We start from the raw sequence: 18,461 nt of genomic DNA, 5'->3' as shown, positions 1-18,461 counted from the left end.
CTTGCCGCTGGGGGTCAGGGGCAGCCGTTCCAGTGGCACGTAGAGCGCGGGCACCATGTAGTCCGGCAGCGAACCGGACAGATGGGAGCGCAGCTTACCGGTGGACAGCTCGCGGTCGGCCACCAGGTAGGCGACCAGCCGCCCCCGGCCGGCCTCGTCGCGGTGGACGACGACCACCGCGTCCCGCACGTCCGGGTGGCGGCCCAGGGCCGTCTCGATCTCGCCCAGCTCGATGCGGAAGCCGCGCAGCTTGACCTGGTCGTCGGCGCGGCCCAGGTACTCCAGGCTGCCGTCCGCCCGCCACCGGGCCACGTCGCCGGAGCGGTACATCCGCTCGCCCGGCCCGCCGTACGGGTCGGCCGTGAACCGCTCCGCGGTCAGGCCCGGCCGTCCGTGGTAGCCGCGCGCCAGGTGAGGGCCGGCGATGTACAGCTCGCCTGGCACGCCGACGGGCACCGGCTGGAGCGCCGCGTCCAGCAGCCGTACCCGGGTGTTGGGCAGCGGCGTGCCGATCGGGGGCAGGGCCCCGCCGGTGAGCGGCGCGCTCATGGTCGCGACGACGGTCGACTCGGTCGGCCCGTAGGCGTTGACCATCCGCCGGCCGGGTGACCAGCGGGCCACCAGGTCGCCGGTGCCGGCCTCGCCGCCGATGACGAGGGTGCGCAGGCCGTCCAGTCCGTCCGGCGTCAGGGTGGCGACGGCGGAGGGCGCCAGCAGCGTGTGGGTGACGCGGCGCTCGCGCAGGAACGTCTGGAGCGCCTCGCCGACGAGCGGGCCGTGCGGGGGCAGGACGAGGGTGGCGCCCGCGGGGAGGGCCATCAGGACCTCCATGACGGCGCCGTCGAAGGACGACGAGGCGAACTGCAGGACCCGGCTGTCCTCGTCGACCGCCAGCCGTTCGATCTCGGCCGCGGCGAGGTTGCCGATGCCGCGGTGCGGGACGAGGACGCCCTTGGGAGCGCCGGTGGAGCCGGAGGTGTAGATGACGTACGCGAGGTCGTCGGGGCGCGGGCCGGGTTCGGGCGCGGTCGCGGGCAGCGCGGCGAGCGCGTCGCCGTCCCGGGCGAGGTCCACGATCACGGCGCCGGTGTCCGGCAGGCGCCGCACCAGCTCGGTGCGGGTGACGACGAGGCGGGCGCCGGAGTCCCGGAGCATGAAGGCGAGCCGGTCGGCCGGGTAGCCGGGGTCGAGCGGCAGGTAGGCGGCGCCGGCCTTCATGATGCCGAGCAGGCCGACGACCGTCTCCACGCCGCGTTCGAGGCACAGGCCGACGAACGTGCCGGGACCGGCGCCGAGGGACGTGAGGTGGTGGGCGAGCCGGTTGGCCCGTTCGTCCAGCTCCCGGTAGCCGAGGACGGTGTGCGCGTCCTCCACGGCGGGCGCGTCCGGGCGGCGCCGCGCGACCGCCGCGACCAGCTCGGGGAAGGTGTCGGCCGGTGCGGGGCGCACCGGGCCGTTCCAGCCGGTGACGACCTGCCGGAACTCGTCCGGCGTCAGCATCGGCAGGGTGGCCAGCGGCCGGTCGGGCTCGGCCGTGGCGGCGGCGAGCACGGTCGTCAGGTGCCCGGCGAAGCGGGCGATGGTCGCCTCGTCGAACAGGGCGGTGCTGTAGCCCACCCGGGCGGTCAGGCCCTGGTCGGTCTCGAAGAACTCGACGGTCAGGTCGAACGGGGCGGCCTCCCGGGGCACCGGGTGGTCCACGGCGCGCACGCCGGGCAGCCGGACGGGTTCGCCGGGCGCGTTCTGGAGGACGACCATGGCCTGCACGAGCGGGGTGCGGCTCGTGTCACGCGCGGCGCCGACGGCGTCCACCAGGCGTTCGAAGGGCACGTCCTGGTGGGCGAAGGCCTCCAGGACGGTCTCCTTGAGCCGTGCCAGCAGTTGCGCGTACGACATGCCGGGGTCGACGTGGGAGCGCAGGACCACCGTGTTGACCAGGAAGCCGACGAGGTTCTCCAGGTCGCGGTGGTCGCGGCCGGAGGAGGCGGTGCCGACGGCGACGTCCTCCTGGCCCGACCAGCGGGCGAGGACGGTCTGCACGGCGGCGGTCAGCGCCATGAAGAGGGTCGCGCCGTGCCGCCGGGCGAGCTCCTTGAGGGCGGTGGCGGTGCCGTCGGGGACGGGGAAGGCGTACACGGCGCCGGCCGAGGAGCGTACGGCCGGGCGGGGCCGGTCGGTGGGCAGTTCCAGCGGGGCGATGCCGGCCAGGCGCTCGCGCCACCAGTCGAGGCGCCGGTCGAGCAGCCCGCCGCCCTCCAGGCGGCCGCGCTGCCAGGCGGCGAAGTCCGGGTACTGGACGGTGACTTCGGGCAGCCGGTGCGCGCGGCCCTCGGTGCGGGCGGTGTAGAGCTCGCCCAGCTCGCGGGTGACGACGCCCATGGACCAGCCGTCGGTGACGATGTGGTGCATGCCGAGGACGCACACGTGCTCGTCGTCGGCGAGGCGCACCAGCAGCACGCGGACCAGCGGCCCGGCCGTCAGGTCGTAGGGGCGGCCGGTCTCGGCGCGGACGAGGTCCCGCAGCCGGTCCTCGCGCGGCCCCGGCGCGAGGCCGGTCAGGTCCTCGGTGCGCCACTCGGGAGCGAGCCGCGGGTGGACCACCTGGACGCCGCGTCCGCCGACGACGCCGAACGTGGTGCGCAGCGACTCGTGCCGGTCGGTGAGGTCCGCGACGGCGGCCCGCAGCGCTCCGGTGTCGAGGGCGCCGGTGAGGCGCAGCCCGGTCGCGGTGTGGTACTCGGTGCTGCCGGGGTCGAAGTCGGCCAGGAACCACAGTCGCTGCTGCCCGTACGACATGGGCAGGGCGCCGTCGCGCGGGACGACGGGGACGGACGGCTCCTCGGCGGCCTCGTCGGGGGCGACGGCGGCGGCGAGCCCGGCGATCGTCGGGGTGTCGAAGAGGATGCGCGGCGACAGGGTCATGCCGAGCGCGGCGCGCATCCGGGAGACGGCGCGGACGGACAGGATGGAGTTGCCGCCGAGATCGAAGAAGTCGTCGTGGACGCCGATGTCCTCGATGCCGAGGACCTCGGACCAGACGCCGGCGAGGGTCTGCTCGACGGCGTCGCGCGGAGCGGTCCGGTCGGCGCCGGCGCTCTCCTGGACGGTGGCCGGGGCGGGCAGGGCCTTGCGGTCGACCTTGCCGTTCGGGGTGAGCGGCAGGGTGTCCAGCACCACGATCGCCGACGGGACCATGTGGTCGGGCAGGCTCTCGGCGAGGTGGGCGCGCAGTTCACCGGGGGAGGGGCGGCGGGTGCCGGACGGTGACGCGTAGGCGAGCAGATTGGTGTTGTGGGTGACGACCACGGCCTGGGCGACGTCGGGGTGGAGCGCGAGGGCGCTCTCGATCTCGCCGAGCTCGATGCGGAAGCCGCGCACCTTGACCTGGTCGTCGGCGCGGCCCAGGTACTCCAGGGTGCCGTCGGCGTTCCAGCGCGCCACGTCACCCGAACGGTACATGCGTTCGCCGGGCTCGCCGTACGGGTTGGCGACGAAGCGCTCAGCGGTGAGGCCGGGCCGCCCGTGGTAGCCGCGGGCGAGGCCGACGCCGGCGATGTACAGCTCGCCGCGCACGCCGGCCGGGACCGGGCGCAGGGCGTCGTCGAGGACGTACACACGGAAGTTGGCGATGGGCGTGCCGATCGGCGGGACGGCCGCTCCGCCGAGCGGGGCGCTCATGGTGGCGCAGACGGTCGTCTCGGTGGGCCCGTAGGCGTTGACCATGCGCCGGCCGCGTGACCAGCGGGCGACCAGGTCGGCGGTGCTGGCCTCGCCGGCGACGACGAGGGTGGCGCCGGCGGGCAGCCCGCGGCCCTCGGGCAGGACGGCGACGGTGGCCGGGGTGAGGGTGGCGTGGGTGACGCCGTGTCCGGCGGCGTAGGCGGCCAGCGGTTCGCCGGGGGCGAGGGTCTCCTTGGAGCCCATGACCAGGGCGGCGCCGGTCAGCAGGCCCATGCAGACCTCCCAGAACGCCGCGTCGAAGCTGGCGGAGGCGAACTGCAGGACGCGGCTGCCGGGGGTCACGTCGAACGCCTCGGCCTGGACGGCCGCCAGGTTGCCGATGCCGCGGTGGGAGACGAGGACGCCCTTGGGCCGGCCGGTGGAGCCGGAGGTGTAGATGGCGTACGCCAGGTCCTCCGGGACGAGCGCCACGTCGGGCGCGGTGGCCGGGTGGGCGTCCAGGGCGGCCCGGTCGCCGGTGAGGTCGACCAGGGTCGCGGCGGTGTCCGGCAGCCGGTCGCGAAGCTCGGTCTGGGTGACCACCAGGCGGGCGCCGGAGTCCTGGAGCATGTAGGCGAGCCGGTCGGCCGGGTAGGAGGGGTCGAGCGGCAGGTAGGCGGCGCCGGCCTTCATGATGCCGAGCAGTCCGGCGGCCATACCGGCGTCCCGCTCGACGCACAGGCCGACCAACTGGTCGCGCCCGGCGCCGTGTGCGATCAGGTGGTGGGCGATCCGGTTGGCCCGCTCGTCCAGTTCGCGGTAGGTGACCGAGCCGTGTTCGTCGATGACGGCGACGGCGTCGGGGCGGGCGGCGGCCCGGGCGGCGTACAGCTCGGGGAAGGTGCCGGTGGGCACCTCCCGGGCGGTGTCGTTCCAGACGCGTACGACCTGCTCGAACTCGCCGTCGGTGAGCAGGGGCAGGGCGGTGAGGGGCGCCTCGGGGCGTTCGGCGGCGCCGGTCAGCAGCACCGTCAGCCGGTCCGCGAGGCGGGCGGCCGTGGCCTGATCGAACAGGGCGGTGCCGTACCGGACGCGCAGACGCCGCTCGGCGGCCGAGACCTCGAAGGTCAGGTCCAGCGGGTCGAAGTCGCGCTGTGCGGGGGTGAGTTCGTCCAGGTCGGCGACGACGGCCTGGACGAAGGGGGTGATGCTGGTGTCCCGTGCCGGGGCCAGCGCCTCGACGAGGTCGGCGAAGGGGACGCCGTCGTGGGCGAGGGCGTCGTCCAGGGCGCGGCCCGTGTCGCGCAGCAGGTCCGTGAAGGGCGCCGCGGTGTCGACGCCGGTGCGCAGGACGACCATGTGCCCGGTGCGCGGGGAGACGGTGCCGAGCGCGGTGTCCTCCTGCCCGGAGTAGCGGGTGAGCAGGGCGGTGACGGCGGCCGCGAGGACGGCCGTGCCCGATGTGGCGTGGCGCTCGGCCAGCTCCGCCAGCGCCCGGGCGGCGGGGGCGGGCAGCTCACACGTGTGCAGTGCGGTGGTGGTCGACCGGACGACCGCGCGCGGCCGGTCGGCCGGCAGCTCCAGGGACGGGGCGCCGTCCAGTCGGGTCCGCCAGAACGCGATCTGGTCGGGGACTGCCCGGTTCACCGGCACGTCGGCGCGAGCCACGTTTGTACCTCCAGGAAAGGGCGGCTTCCGGGCACGGGTGGGCCAGGGCTGGGGCGCGGAAGCCGGGGAAGTCGGAAGGACGGAGCACAGCGGCGTCCGTCGGGGTCCCGCCGGGGCGCGGCGCCGGGTGACCGGGGCGCGGCGACCGGGGCGGGTGAGGCGGGGTTGCGTGGTTACGCGGCCGTCGTCCGCAGGGCGGAGCGGCCGCCGAGCTGCATGAGGACGACGTCGCCCGTGGCGGGTTCGGCGACGAACCGGCCGGTGTAGGGGGCGGTGTCGGCGTCCGTGCGCCGCGCGGTGAACGTCAGGTCGTCGTGGAGCGCCAGGTCGGCGGTGAGCCCGGTGGCGTCCGTCAGGCGCAGGGCGGCGCCGTCGTGGCGGGCGCGGACGGCGAAGCGCGTGTCGCCGTTGCGGTAGTCACCGGTGAAGCGGTCCAGGCCGGTCGTCGCGGCGGGCGCGGCGGAGAGCGCGGGACGGTGGTCGCCCACGGGTATGCCGTGCTCCCTCAGCAGGTCGACGACGTCCGCCCACAGCAGGGTGCCGGTGGTCGCGTTGGTGGTCAGAGCCACGGCGGTGCCGGTGCCGGGGTGGAACCGCAGATGGGCGCTGCCGCCGTCGGCGGTGCCGTCGTGGCCGAGCCAGGGGCCGTCGGGGGAGGCGTAGTGGGCCAGGCCCGGGCCCCACCCGTCGGCCATGCCGAAGGCGTCGGCGGCGGGCACCCGGGCGGCCACCTCGGCACGCTCCCCGGCGGGCAGCAGGGTGTCCGCGTCGGGGTGGGCGCCCAGGTGCAGGGCGGCGAGTGCGACCAGGTCGTCGGCGCTGCCGGCGAGTCCGCTCGCCGGCGCCCAGCCGGGCGGCAGGTGGAGGCCGACGGGGTGGGGGGTGCGCTCCCGGCCCGGCCGCACGGCGTGGCCGTCGGCGGTGGCACGCGGACCGGTGGCGCGGCCGCCGGTCAGGAACACCGGCTCGATGCCGAGCGGCCGTAAGAGGGAATTCTCCACGACCGCCTGCCACTTCATGTCGCCGACCGTCTCGATGACGCGTCCGACAACGTTGTAGCCGGTGTTCGAGTAAGAGAAGCGGTGACCGGGTTCGTACAGGGGGAGTGTCATCGCGGCGCTCGCCGTGTAACGCGCCAGGGAGGATTCCCCGGCGTCGTCGAGTTCATGGTCGGCGACCAGTCCGGCGGTGTGGCTGAGCAGGTGTCTGAGGGTGATGGCGGACATTCTCGTGTCCACCGCCCCGTCGAATTCCGCCAGGTATTCGGCGACCGGTTCGTCCCATGCGAGATCGCCCTCGCCGACGAGCTGGGCGATGACGGTGGCGGTGAACGCCTTGGTCACCGAACCCAGGGCGAAAGCGGTGTCCGCGGTCACCGGCCGGGCCGTGCCGGCCCGCGTCACGCCGGTGGCCACCGACAGGCTCTCCCCGGCCCGATGGACGGTCAGCTGGGCGCCGGGAACGGAGTGGCCGTGCGCGAGACCGCGCAGCCGGTCCGCCGCCAGAGCCGCAAGATGCGCTTCCACGTCTCCCCCTCGTGTCGAGCCCCACGGGTACGGCTACCCGTACCGAGTGGGTGCGGGTAGCCGTACCCACTCATCCTCAAGCACGTGTTCGAGAAAGGGCAAGAGATTTCGATTTAAGGAAAATTCACAGGTCAGATGGGGTGCACTGACCAGGGGAGGGCGGCGGTCACCGTCGTCGGTCCACCGGGCGGACTGCTGACGTCCAGTCGCCCGTTGAGTGCCGCCGCCCGGTCCTCCAGCCCGCGCAGGCCCGTCCCGGCGGTCAGCGAGGCGCCGCCCGAGCCGTCGTCCGTCACCGAGACGACGAGCTGGTTGTCCCGCTCCTCCAGACGGACGTGAATGCGCGTGGCGGACGCGTGCTTGACCGTGTTCGCCAGGCATTCCGCGACGATGTAGTAAGCGGTCGACTCCACATTCACATCCGGGCGCCGCTCGAGAGCGCTGGACACGACCACGGGAACGTGGAACCGCTCCGTCAATGCCGTGACGGCCGCGTCGAGACCGCGGTCGCTCAGAATGGGCGGCTGGATTCCGCGTACCAGGTCGCGGATCTCGTCGAGCGCCTTGCCGATTTCCTGATGGGTTTCGTCGATGAGTCCGGCCAGGTACTCCGCGTCGTCGCTCCGGCGGTGTTTCGCGTGCGAAAGGTGCATCAGCAGAACCGCCAGGCGCGCCTGTGCCCCGTCGTGCAGATCCCTTTCCAGCCGGCGGTAATCGGCGTCGTTCACCCGCAGTGCCGCGATGCGCTGGCGTTCGGCCGCCTGTCCCCGCAACCGCGCCTCGGCCTCGTCGAAGCGGCTGAGGATGCGCCGCACCATCCGGGCCCGCAGCTTGCCCATCCAGAAGAGCAGTCCCAGCAGCGCGGAGAAGACCGCCATGGACGCGGCGGCGACCGCCAGGCGGGTGAGCGCCCCGGTCACCACCACGGTCACGCCGGGCCCGAACGCCAGTTGCTCGGGCGGCCCGACGGGCAGCGCCACGGCGAACGTGATGACCGGGAACACCAGGGCCGCCAACGGCAGCAGCCAGACGGTGCCGAGCAGCAGCAGTCCGAGGTAGCCGACGTCGTCCCAGCCCGCCTCGGGGGACCGGCGCTCACGTTCCGTCTCCTCGGCGGACCGGTGCGAGGGGTCCCCGTGGTCGCCGAGGACCGAGTGGGCGAGCAGGCGCTCCAGGTCGGCGACGGCCCGCAGCAGCGGCAGGCTGAACGACATGCCCTCGCGCAGGACCGCCCACCGGGCCGGCACCTGACGCAACACCTCCGCCAGGGCGTGATCGGTCCTGGACGGCCGCCGCCGCGCCGCCGGAACGGTCCACCGGATGGCCGCCGCGCTACCGCGCACGGCGACGATCCCCACCGTCGGCAGGCCGACGAACAGGAGCCAGGAGACGGCGCGCAGCGCCAGGGCGGCCGCCAGGAGGGGGGCCAGCAACAGGCCGACCAGGCTGCCCACGGAGAGGTAGAACAGGTCGGCGACCACACGGTAGGGAGCCGGGAGTGTCACGGGGCTACGGGCCATGCCGCTCAGTCGGATCTGTCCTTCAGCCTTTCCATGCCCCGCAGATACTCAAGTACCGCCAGCACCCGGCGGTGGTTCTCGCCCGAGTTGGGAATCCGCAGCTTGCCGAGGATCGATGTGACGTGCTTCTCCACCGCCCGTTCGGAAATACCGAGCCGGTTCACGATCCCGCTGTTCGTCAGCCCCGTCGCCATGAGTTCGAGCACCTGGCGTTCGCGCGGCGTCAGCAATTCGGTGGCGCGCTTCTCACGCGGACTGCCGACGAACTGTTTGAAGATATCGGAGTCCAGGACGGTTTCCCCGCGCCCCACCCGGTGCAGGGCGGAAAGGAATTCCTCGAAGTCCCCGACGCGCTGCTTCAACAGATAACCCGTTCCCGCCGGCGCGTCCCGGACCAGCTCCTCGGCGTAGGTGGGCTCCACGTACTGGGAAAGCAGCAGCACCGCGGTGCCCGTGCCGAGTTTCTGTATCTCCAGGGCGGCGCGTATGCCCTCGTCCGTGAACGTGGGCGGCATGCGCACATCCATGATGACCACATGCGGCCGGGTGGTCCGGACCATTTCCAGAACCCCCGTGGTGTCGCTCAGCGAAGCGACCACCTCGATTCCTTCGTCCGCCAGCAGCCTCGCCATTCCGGCTCGCAAGAGCGCGGAATCCTCGGCGATCGCGACGCGCATGGAGACTCCTGCTCGTTAGGATCGTGCCAACCCCGCCGGGCATGAGCCGCCCAATGGTGAAGGGAATTGAAGCCGTGTGGGGGGCTATCAGCATAGGTGCCCCCCGATGGGTGACGCTACGCCGAGCGCCGCGTGAGAACGGGCCGGACGGGCTACTGGCGGGAAGTGATCATCGCGACCCCGGCTTGCCGGAGCAAACGGCCGGTCGCCGCCAGGCTCACCACCACGCCCATGAGCACGCACGCCGCGGTGAGCGCCGTGAGCATCCCCCACTCCACGCTCAGCGGCGCCCGGCCACCGAACACCGTGAGCGCCCCCTGGTAGGCCCGCGCCCCCGCCGCGACCACCGCCGCCGCGACCAGCACGCCCAGCGCGGAGGTGGACAGCGTCTCCCACAGCGCCATCCGGCGCACCTGACCCGCGCTGACGCCGAGCATCCGCATGCCCGCGATCTCCCGTCCGCGCCGGCTGTACGACATCACCAGCGTGCCCGCCACCGCGATCAGCGCGTACAGCGACGCGGGCACCGTCAGCACCGCCAGCACCAGCCGGTTGAGCCGGTCCTGGTCGGTCGAGGCCTGCGCGAACCACCGCGCCGACGGCACCACCCGGACCCGGTCCGCGCCCACCCGCGCGGTCAGCTCGGCGGCCACCGCCCGCGCCGAGCCCGCGGCCCGCGCGCCGAGCAGCACGTCGGCACGGGCCGGGGCCGCGGCCGCGCCCCGCGAACCGGGCGGCAGCACCAGCGAGGGCACGGCCGACCCGCCGTCCAGCACCGCCACCACGCGGGCCTTGACCGGCCGGCCGCCGAACAGCCCGTACGTCACCGTCGATCCGACGCGGTGCCCGTACCAGTCGGCGAACTCCCGTGACACGGCGACGGTTCCCGGCCGGAGCGGACCGAGGGAACCGCCGGCCACGGTGATCCGGTGGGTACGGGCCAGCGCGGCCGGGTCCGCGACCGCCGCCTGCTCCCGCCACACCGAGTCCGGTCCCGCCACCGCCACCTCCAGCTCGGCGGGCGCCGAGACGACCGCCACCCTCGGGTCGGCCCGCAGCGCCGCCACGTCGGCCGCGCTCAGCGCGTCGCCCCGGGCGGGCTCCACGACGAGTTGCGCGACGGTACGTGCCCGGTCGTCCGCCTCCGACGCCGCGCCCGTGGTGGACAGCACCGTGGTGAAGGAGCCGACGATCGCCAGGATCGCCAGCACCGGCCCCACCAGGGACGCCGTACGCCGCCGCGAGGTGCGCGCCGACTCCGCGGCCAGCCGCCCGGCCACCGGGTCGGCCCAGCGCAGCGGCAGCGCCAGCAGCCTCAGCAGCGGCGGCAGGTACACCGGCCCCAGCAGCGTGGCGGCGACGGCCAGCGCCATCGAGCCGAACAGCGCCAGCGGAGTCGCCGCCTCCGCCCCGGCGCCGGGGGCCAGCGCCAGCATCAGCGCACCGGTCACCAGCGTCAGCACGCCCGTCACCGCGCGCCCCACCGTCATCGTCCGGGCGTCCAGGTCCGCCTCGCGCAGCGCCTCCGCCGGGCCGACCCGGGCGGCCCGCCCCGACGCGGCCAGCGATCCCAGCACGGCCATGAGCAGGCCGCTGCCCGCCGCGAACAGAAGCGGCCAGAGCAACGGTCCCTGTCGCAAATCGACCGGGGACAGGCCGGTGCCGTCGAGCGCCTGAACGGCGACCGGCGCGACCGCGGCGGCGACCGCGCACCCCACCAGGGCTGCGGGCACCGCCACCGCCAGTGACTCGCCCAGCACCATCCGGCGCACCTGCGGCCCGCCCGCGCCCACCAGGCGCAGCAGCCCCATGTCGCGACGGCGCAGGGCGATGCCGAACGCGCAGGTGCCGGCGATGACGAACACCGTCACGAACGCGGACACCACCCCGGCCAACGCCAGCACGCTCTGCACCCCGCCCAGGTCCAGGTCACCGCTGGAGAGGGTGTGCGGCCGGCCGGCGCCGTCCGTGAGCGTCACCGACGGGTGGTCGCCACCCGACGACGCCGGCACCGCCCAGGTCGCGGCCAGCGCCGAGGCGGACACCCCGATCAGCGCCACGCCGAGCGCGAGGGCCACGAACGTACCGGCGAACAGGGCCCAGTAGTGCCGGACCGACCGCACCGAGATCCGCCACATCACCGCTCCCACAGGCTCAGCCGGCGGGCGACCGCGTCGGCCGTGGGGTGGTCGAGCCGCCCGACGACCTCGCCGTCCGAGAGGAACACCACCCGGTCCGCGCAGGCCGCGGCCGCCGGATCGTGGGTCACCATGGCGACCGTGCGCCCCGACCGGTCGACCACGGCGCGCAGCAGCTCCATGATCTGCCGACCGCTGCGCCGGTCGAGGGAACCGGTCGGCTCGTCGGCGAAGACGATCTCCGGCTCGGCCACCAGCGTCCGCGCGATCGCCACGCGCTGCTGCTGGCCGCCGGAGAGCTGCGCGGGCCGCCGGTCCGCCTTGTCCTCCAGCCCCACCTCGCGCAGCGCCTCCATGACCCGGGTCCGCTTCACGGACCCGCCGCGCAGCCGCAGCGGGAGCGCCACGTTCTCGTACGCGTTCAGCATCGGCAGCAGGTTGAACTGCTGGAAGACGAAGCCGATCCGGCCGCGGCGCACCGCCGTCAGCTCCCGCTCGTCGCAGGCGGCGAGGTCCGTGTCGCCCAGGAGGACCTTGCCGCTGTCGGGCCGGTCCAGGCCGGCCGCGCAGTTCAGCAGCGTCGTCTTGCCGGAGCCGGACGGGCCCATCACAGCGGTCAGCGCCCGCTGCGGAAAGCCCAGGCTGACCTCCCGCAGGACCGGGACGCGTCCCGCGCCGCCCGGATAGCTCTTGGAGACCGCGGCCAGCTGGACGGCGGGGAGCTGGATATCGGTGAGCAGTGACATGCTCCCAGTCCAGCAGAGCGGGCCGCCCAGGTCAGTGGGCCTGCGCGGAGACCTGGGGGGCGGGTTTTCCCTACCATCCGCCGGGGCGCGGCGGCCGGTTAGAGTAACCGGTGGACCCGCAGCGCCGCCCCGGAGGGACAGCCACCATGACCGTCGCCGTCTGGGAGGCCATGCGACGGCGGCCCTTGCGTTTCGCCCTCTCCACCTGGCCGCCGCGGTGCTGGGCGTTCCTGGTGAGCGGCACCGTCATGGGCTCCGTCACGCTCCTCCTGCTGGCCGCCCTCCTCTTCGCCGGCGTCGGCCTGTCCGTGCTGGGCGTCGGACTGCTCGTCCTCATGGGGGTCGCCGTCTCGGGCATCCCCGTCGCCGCCCTGGAGCGGCGCCGGTTACGGCTCGTCGAACCGGAGCCCCTCCTGGACCCGCACGGCTCCCTGCCCGGCACGGGCGCCTGGCCGTGGCTGCGCACCCGGCTGCGCGAGCGGGCCACCTGGCGGGAACTGGGGTACACCCTCGCCCTGGGCGTCGTCTTCACCGCCACGGGGATCGGCTTCACCGCCCTGCTCGGGCTGTCGGTGATGCTGACGGCGACGCCGGTCATCGTGTGGGCGATCGCCCCCGACACGGTGATGCTGATGCCCGGCCGGCCCATCTCCGACCCCGTCGCGGCCCTGCCGGGCAGTGCCGCGGGCCTGCTCGGACTGCTCGTCTCGGTGTACGTGGGCGGGCTGCTCACCGGCGCGCAGGTGTGGGTCGCCCAGTCCCTGCTGTCGGCGCGGGACGAGGACCTGAGCAGCCGGGTCATCGAACTGACCCGCTCCCGCGCCCGGTTGGTCGACGCCTTCGAAGCCGAGCGGCGGCGCATCGAACGCGATCTGCACGACGGCGCCCAGCAGCAGCTCGTGGCGCTCAGCATGACCCTGGGCCTGGCCGAACTGGAGCTGCGCGGCCAGGACTCGCCGGCCACCGCGCTCGTCGCCCGCGCCCGCGGCGAGGCCCGCCAGGCGCTGGACCAGTTGCGTTCCCTGGTGCGCGGCATCCATCCCCAGGTCCTCACCGACCACGGGCTGCCCGCCGCCCTCGCCGAACTCGCCCTGCGCAACCCCGTCCCGGTGACCGTCGACGTCGATCTGCCGCACCGGCTGCCGCCGGCCGTCGAGACGACGGCGTACTTCACCGTCACCGAGGCGCTGACCAACGCCTCCAAGCACAGCGGGGCCGACCGGGTCGCCGTCGTCGGCCGGCTGCGCGACGACAGGCTGGTCCTGCTCATCACCGACAACGGGCGCGGCGGCGCGGACCCGGCCGCCGGAGCCGGCCTCCAGGGGCTGGCGGACCGGGTGGCCATTCTGAAAGGGAGACTCGTCGTGACAAGTCCGGTCGGCGGACCCACGCAACTGCGGGTGGAGGTGCCGTGCGCCGCGTAGTGCTCGCCGAGGACTCCGTCCTGCTGCGCGCCGGTCTGGTGGAACTGCTGTCCCGGGTCGGGCACGAGGTGACCGCCGCCGTCGGCGACGCCGGTGAACTGGCGCGCGCCGTGGACGCCGACCGGCCGGACGTGGTCATCACCGATGTGCGCATGCCGCCGGACTTCCGCGACGAGGGGCTGAAGGCGGCGCTCGAACTGCGCGGCCGGCACCCGGGCCTACCGGTGCTGGTGCTGTCGCAGTACGTCGCCACGGCCTACGCGACCCAGTTGTTCAGCGGCGGTTCGTCGGCCGAGGGAGGGCTCGGGTACCTGCTGAAGGACCGGGTCGGGGAGGTCACCGACTTCCTCGACGCGCTGGACCGGGTCGCCGGCGGACAGACCGTGATCGACCCGGAGGTGGTCCGGGTGCTGTTGCAGCAGCGGACCGCCGACGAGCCGTTGCGGCGCCTCACGCCCCGCGAGCGGGAGGTGCTGGCCCTCATGGCGGAGGGCCTCAACAACCAGGCCATCGCGCAGCGGCTCACCATCACGGAGGCGTCGGTGGTCAAGCACTCCAGCAACATCTTCATGAAGCTGGAGCTCGACCCGGCCGAGGGAAACCGCCGGGTCCTGGCGGTCCTCGCCCACCTGCGCCGCGAGGCCCCGCCGGTCTGACCGCACCGCGCACGTCCGCCCGGCGGGAGGCCGACGCAGGTTACGGCGGACGCTCAACGGGCGGCCCACGGAACCGGAACCGGGGCCCGGCGCGCGGGTGGCACAGCCCTTACGGCGACCTCGGGCGCGGGCTCCTCCCGGCGGCCGCCGCCCAGCAGCCGGGCGAGCACGGCCAGGGCGGCCGGCAGGGCGAGGTACCCGAAACGCCCGGCCGGCGCGAGGAGGAACGCCACGCACAGTCCGGCGGCGAGCCGGTCGGCGGCGCAGACCAGGCCGTGCGGCGGCCGGGCCACCAGGGACACCGCGACGGCCAGTCCACCGGCCAGCAGCAGCGCCGCCGCCGCGTACCAGCCGGTCGGCCCGAGGCCGGCGAGCAGTCGGCCCGGCAGCGGACTGGCCGCCGGGGTCTCCCACGGTCCGCGTCCCATCGGGAACGCGAACACCTGGCGCACCAGCGGACCGGGCGACAGCAGCGCGCCCGGCGAGACGAGCAGGACGGCGCCCCCCACCGCTACGGCCGCACCGCGCACGGCTTCCCGGGCCCCGCCCCGGTGGGCGAGCAGCGCCGCGACCACCGCGACGGCGGGCCACGCCGTCCACTTCAGGGAGCAGGCGGCGGCGAGCGCCAGCCCGGCGGCCACCGGCCGCCGCCGCGCCGCGTACGCCAGGGCCAGGAACAGCAGACCGGTCAGCGGCAGGTCCACGCCGCTGACGCAGAGCGGGAGCGCCACGACGGGCGAGGCGACGAACCCGACGACGGCGTCCCGGCCCACCACGCCGCCCGGGGCCGCCTGTGGACGGCCGTCCCGGCGCCGGGACGCGCGCCACGCCGCCCACAGACAGCCGCCGAACGCCGCCGCGCACCAGAGCCGGGCGTCGCCCAGGAGCCCGGGCAGCGGGCCACCGTCGCCCAGCACCGCACGCGGCAGCCCGAACACCGCCATGCCCGGCAGGTACGGGGTGACCTCGGCCACCGAGCCGGGGTCCGTCAGGTACGGTGTGGCGTGCCGCAGCGTCAGCAGCCCGGAGCGCTCGACCACACCGACCTCACTCTGGGCCGTGCCGGTCAGCGCGAACACCGCCAGGGGCACGACGACGGCGCCGGCGACGGCGAGCCAGACCGAGACGGCGCGGCCGTACCGGCGCGACGACAGCGCGGCGACGGCCGCGCAGAGGTAAGCCGGGCAGGCGGACACGCCCCACAGACGGTGCGGCTCGGGGGCCGTGATCAACGGGAAGACGGCGGCCCACACGGCGGCCAGGAGCCAGCCGCCGCACCACAGTTCCCGGCTTTCCGGACGGAGTCGAGCCCGACGAATCAGCACCCGTCCATTGCAGCGGGAGCGTCCTGCCGGGTCAGGAGAGCCAGGTCGAGACCTTCAGGTCGGGTTTCCCCCACCACCGCGCGCCCCGCGCCGCCCGACGTCCGGGCGGACCGTGCGGCGGGTCGTCTCACGGCCGCTGTCGTGCGAGTTCGGCGGCGACCTCGTCGGCCGTCGGCCAGTCGATCTTGCCGATGACACGGCCGCCGACGAGGAGGACGACCCGGTCCGCGCAGGCCGCCACCTCCGGATCGCGGGTGACCACGACGACGGTACGCCCGGCCTGCTCCACCATCGCGCGCAGCGCGGCCATGACCAGGCGTCCGCCCGCGTCGTCCAGTGAATCCGCCGGTTCGTCGACGAAGAGGACCTCGGGGTTCATCAGCAGACACCGGGCGATGGCGAGGCGCTTTCGCTGCCCGGCGGAGAGCCCGGCCGGATTGAGTCCGGCCTCCTCGTCCAGACCCACTTGACGCAGCGTCTCCACGACGGCCGTCCGCCGGGCCTCGCCGCCGTCGGCGCCCGACGTCCGGTCCGCGTCCTCGTACGTGCTGAGCGTCGGGAACGTCTCGGGCCGCTGCGGGACGAAGAGGCTCCGCAGCGCGGTGAGTTCCCGCTCGTCCATGGCGCCCAGCTCCCGGGAGCCCCGGAAGACCCTGCCCCGGCTGGGTCGCTCCAGGCCCGCGGCGCACCGCAGGAGGGTGCTCTTGCCCGCGCCGGGAGCACCCACGATCGCCGTCAGCGTGCGCTCCGGGAAGCCGACGCTCGCTTCCCGGAGCGCCGCCCGGTCGCCCCTGGCGCCGCGGTAGTCCACGGAGACCTTGACCAACTGGACGACGGGCAGGCGAACGTCGGCGATCTGGGGCATGTCGGCTGTGTCCTCGGCGCGGTCGGGAACTGGAGTATCCCAGTGCAGCAGGGCGTTTCATGGGACGCAGTGGACCTGAAAGGTGTGTGGCAGGTCGGGTTTCCCCCACCACCGTCCCGGACGGGAGGCGAAGTGTGTCCACGCCGGACGTCGAGCAGCAGTCCAGTGGCGCGGTGGGAGTTCGGGCTCGCAGCTCCCGCCCCCCTCCGCCCTGCCCGGCGCCCCCGCCCTCGCCGTTGTCCGTCACCGTCGCAGCCGCCTTCCCCTGTGCCGCCGGGCCGTACCCGTACCGGGCCCGGACGTGTGCCGTGCGCGCTGCGCCTCGAGAGACATCGCATCGTCACGCACCGCGACCGACCCGGTCCCGAGGGTGTGCGACCTGATCGCAGGGCTCGCGCGAGGTGGTCACCGCGGCGCAGTGACCGCCCCGGCAGATCGAGCACCGGTCGCTCCACCTGCGCCCGCTGCACAAGCTCTCCTTCGAGCCCGAGTACGTGGGCGCCGAACACGCCGCCCCCGACGGCTTCTACCAGGCGCCGCCCACCGTCACCGACAAGGTGGAGGTGCTCAGGCGGAGCACCGAGCCGTTCGAGGAGCCCGCCCGGCTGATCGGCAGCGGTGCGGCGCACCTGTTCGCCGAGATCGACCAGGACGACACCAGCGTCATCCTGCGTCTGTGGGACGAGTCCCCCGGCGGCAAGCGGCAGCTCATCACCACCGGCTACCTCAAGGCCTCCCACCGCGAGCTCGACGAGGCGCGCACCACCGAGGGCGACCCGTACCACCCGCACGCCCGTGCGGTGCCGGTCGAGCCCGGCAGGATCGAGGAGTACCTGCTGCGGCTCTACCCGTTCGCCGCCACGTTCCGGCCGGGGCACCGCCTGGTGGCGGAGCTGTCGAACGACGAACCGCTCGCCGACGCGCACAACTCGCTGCTGCCGCCGGACGCCTTCCACCTGCCGGTGGGCCGCCCCGTCACCCACGAGATCCACCGGGACGCGGCGCACACGTCCCGCCTCGTCCTGCCGTTCACGACGGCCACGGCGACGGACGGGACCCGGTAGGACTCCGCGCGCCCGGCCACGGAGCGACCGGCACGGCGGCTTCGGGCGGCTGTCGGGAGGCGACGCGGCCAAAGGAGCCGGAGCGGCCACGTTCGCGACCGCAAGCGCCCGCGTGCCGTGGGGCGGACCCGTCCCACGGCGCGCGGGCCCGTCGGTTCCCCGGATCCACGAAGCGCGGCTCGCCCGCAAGCGCCGACGAACCCGCCGGCGACGCTGCGCCCCGCTCCACCGCAGACGCGCGGCTCGATGCTGCTCGGGTCCTGCCACCGGTGCGCCGGGGCCGACGGACACGGGGCCGGTCCGTCTGGTGCCGAAGGGCGCCGAGGGCTCCGGTGCGCGGCCCCCGGCCGGTACCGACCGGGGGCGTCGAGGCGCCCTTCGGCCGGGTCGCGGCAGTCGGACCGGGGCCGGGCGGGGACGCCGGCCGTCCGCTCACACGGATGTGGGGGTGTCCCGGGAGTACGTGGTGCGGAGGCTCCCGGTGTCGGTCCGCCGGCGGAACGGGACGAGGGAGGCCAGGGCCCACCGGCCGGGTCCGAGGGCGGCGATGAGGAGGAAGGACCAGCAGAACATGGCCGCCGGTTCGCCGCCGTTCTCGATGGGGAAGAGCGCCTGGCTCTGGTGCACGTCGAAGTAGGCGTACGCCATGGACCCGGAGCACAGCAGGGCCGCGGTGCGGGTGCCGAGACCGCACAGGACCAGCGCGCCGCCGACGAGCTGGATGGCGGCGGCCCACCAGCCGGGCCACTCGGCGAGGTGGGGCTTGGCCCCGTGCGGACCGCCCAGGACGTCGAACAGGGCGGCGGCCCCGTGGCAGGCGAAGAGCAGCCCCACGACGATCCGGAAAAGTCCGAGCACGTGCTCCTTGCTTCTCTCCAGTGCTTCCATCGGTGGGGCTCCTCTCTCGCGCAGCGACCTCAGGGGAGCTGCGCCGCGGTGGGGGGCGGTGCGAGGCTGGGCGGGGAGTGCGGGACCGCCGGCCCGGACGGCGTCGGCGCATGGTGCTCGGGGCGGTGCTCCGGTGGGTGGTGCGTCCGGCGGCGCGCGTGTGTCGGGCGCCGCGCAACGTGGTGACGGGCCTGGCGTCGTCCTGGTGACACGCACGTGCAGAGGAACTGTTCATCACGTGAGCCTCCTTGTCTAGACCAATGCCGCGAGAAGTTGCCGACGAGATCTGAACTCCGAAGTAGCT

The 18,461-nt window shown here is 74.5% G+C and carries 12 protein-coding genes; 3 read left to right on the top strand and 9 right to left on the bottom strand.

From position 1 onward, the window contains the following. The 6 genes from ACF061_RS19475 to ACF061_RS19450 form a co-directional block, all read right to left on the bottom strand. Positions 1 to 5,328: amino acid adenylation domain-containing protein (locus tag ACF061_RS19475; RefSeq protein ID WP_392268124.1), on the bottom strand; the 5,328-nt coding region annotated here is incomplete at its 3' end. Positions 5,329 to 5,501: 173 nt separating this feature from the next. After that, positions 5,502 to 6,854 (bottom strand): serine hydrolase domain-containing protein, encoded by a 1,353-nt coding sequence (locus ACF061_RS19470; protein WP_392268123.1) that lies wholly within the window; start codon positions 6,852 to 6,854, stop codon positions 5,502 to 5,504. Between the two features lie 131 nt (positions 6,855 to 6,985). Beyond that, positions 6,986 to 8,374 (bottom strand): sensor histidine kinase, encoded by a 1,389-nt coding sequence (locus ACF061_RS19465; RefSeq protein ID WP_392268122.1) that lies wholly within the window; start codon positions 8,372 to 8,374, stop codon positions 6,986 to 6,988. 5 nt (positions 8,375 to 8,379) lie between these two features. After that, positions 8,380 to 9,051, bottom strand: a complete 672-nt coding sequence (locus ACF061_RS19460; RefSeq protein ID WP_392268121.1) for a response regulator — start codon at positions 9,049 to 9,051, stop codon at positions 8,380 to 8,382. 152 nt (positions 9,052 to 9,203) lie between these two features. After that, positions 9,204 to 11,189, bottom strand: a complete 1,986-nt coding sequence (locus tag ACF061_RS19455) for an FtsX-like permease family protein (protein WP_392268120.1) — start codon at positions 11,187 to 11,189, stop codon at positions 9,204 to 9,206. Further along, positions 11,189 to 11,935, bottom strand: coding sequence for an ABC transporter ATP-binding protein (locus tag ACF061_RS19450; protein WP_392268119.1), 747 nt, complete (start codon positions 11,933 to 11,935; stop codon positions 11,189 to 11,191). The genes ACF061_RS19455 and ACF061_RS19450 overlap by 1 nt, the downstream gene beginning before the upstream one ends. A 146-nt stretch (positions 11,936 to 12,081) precedes the next feature. On the opposite strand from ACF061_RS19450, the gene ACF061_RS19445 reads away from it, so the two are divergent. Continuing rightward, entirely contained in the window at positions 12,082 to 13,359 is a 1,278-nt protein-coding gene (locus ACF061_RS19445; protein WP_392268118.1) for a sensor histidine kinase, read from the top strand. Beyond that, a complete protein-coding gene (locus ACF061_RS19440) occupies positions 13,347 to 14,015 on the top strand; it encodes a LuxR C-terminal-related transcriptional regulator (protein WP_392268117.1) in 669 nt (222 codons plus the stop codon). Before ACF061_RS19445 ends, ACF061_RS19440 begins: the two co-directional genes overlap by 13 nt. Before the next feature lie 53 nt (positions 14,016 to 14,068). Here ACF061_RS19440 and ACF061_RS19435 read toward each other — a convergent pair whose 3' ends face one another. Further along, entirely contained in the window at positions 14,069 to 15,340 is a 1,272-nt protein-coding gene (locus ACF061_RS19435) for a glycosyltransferase 87 family protein (protein WP_392268116.1), read from the bottom strand. Positions 15,341 to 15,467: 127 nt separating this feature from the next. Then, on the bottom strand, positions 15,468 to 16,205 hold the full coding sequence (locus ACF061_RS19430; protein ID WP_392268115.1) for an ABC transporter ATP-binding protein: 738 nt from the start codon (positions 16,203 to 16,205) through the stop codon (positions 15,468 to 15,470). A 434-nt stretch (positions 16,206 to 16,639) separates the two neighbouring features. On the opposite strand from ACF061_RS19430, the gene ACF061_RS19425 reads away from it, so the two are divergent. After that, the gene (locus ACF061_RS19425; RefSeq protein WP_392268134.1) at positions 16,640 to 17,269 is read left to right on the top strand and encodes a CocE/NonD family hydrolase C-terminal non-catalytic domain-containing protein; all 630 of its coding nucleotides are present in this window, start codon (positions 16,640 to 16,642) and stop codon (positions 17,267 to 17,269) included. 432 nt (positions 17,270 to 17,701) lie between these two features. Here ACF061_RS19425 and ACF061_RS19420 read toward each other — a convergent pair whose 3' ends face one another. Further along, on the bottom strand, positions 17,702 to 18,157 hold the full coding sequence (locus tag ACF061_RS19420; protein WP_392268114.1) for a DoxX family protein: 456 nt from the start codon (positions 18,155 to 18,157) through the stop codon (positions 17,702 to 17,704). Positions 18,158 to 18,461 lie beyond the last annotated feature (304 nt).

This window comes from Streptomyces sp. NPDC015220 (genome assembly GCF_043079345.1).
Lineage (GTDB): Bacteria > Actinomycetota > Actinomycetes > Streptomycetales > Streptomycetaceae > Streptomyces.
This window is presented reverse-complemented; position numbering and strand designations above follow the sequence as displayed.

Excerpts from the sequence above, each read along its gene's own strand:
- ACF061_RS19465 (WP_392268122.1), bottom strand. The coding sequence starts at position 8,374 with ATGGCCCGTAGCCCCGTGACACTCCCGGCTCCCTACCGTGTGGTCGCC.
- ACF061_RS19460 (WP_392268121.1), bottom strand. The coding sequence starts at position 9,051 with ATGCGCGTCGCGATCGCCGAGGATTCCGCGCTCTTGCGAGCCGGAATG.
- ACF061_RS19455 (WP_392268120.1), bottom strand. The coding sequence starts at position 11,189 with ATGTGGCGGATCTCGGTGCGGTCGGTCCGGCACTACTGGGCCCTGTTC.
- ACF061_RS19450 (WP_392268119.1), bottom strand. The coding sequence starts at position 11,935 with ATGTCACTGCTCACCGATATCCAGCTCCCCGCCGTCCAGCTGGCCGCG.
- ACF061_RS19445 (WP_392268118.1), top strand. The coding sequence starts at position 12,082 with ATGACCGTCGCCGTCTGGGAGGCCATGCGACGGCGGCCCTTGCGTTTC.
- ACF061_RS19430 (WP_392268115.1), bottom strand. The coding sequence starts at position 16,205 with ATGCCCCAGATCGCCGACGTTCGCCTGCCCGTCGTCCAGTTGGTCAAG.
- ACF061_RS19420 (WP_392268114.1), bottom strand. The coding sequence starts at position 18,157 with ATGGAAGCACTGGAGAGAAGCAAGGAGCACGTGCTCGGACTTTTCCGG.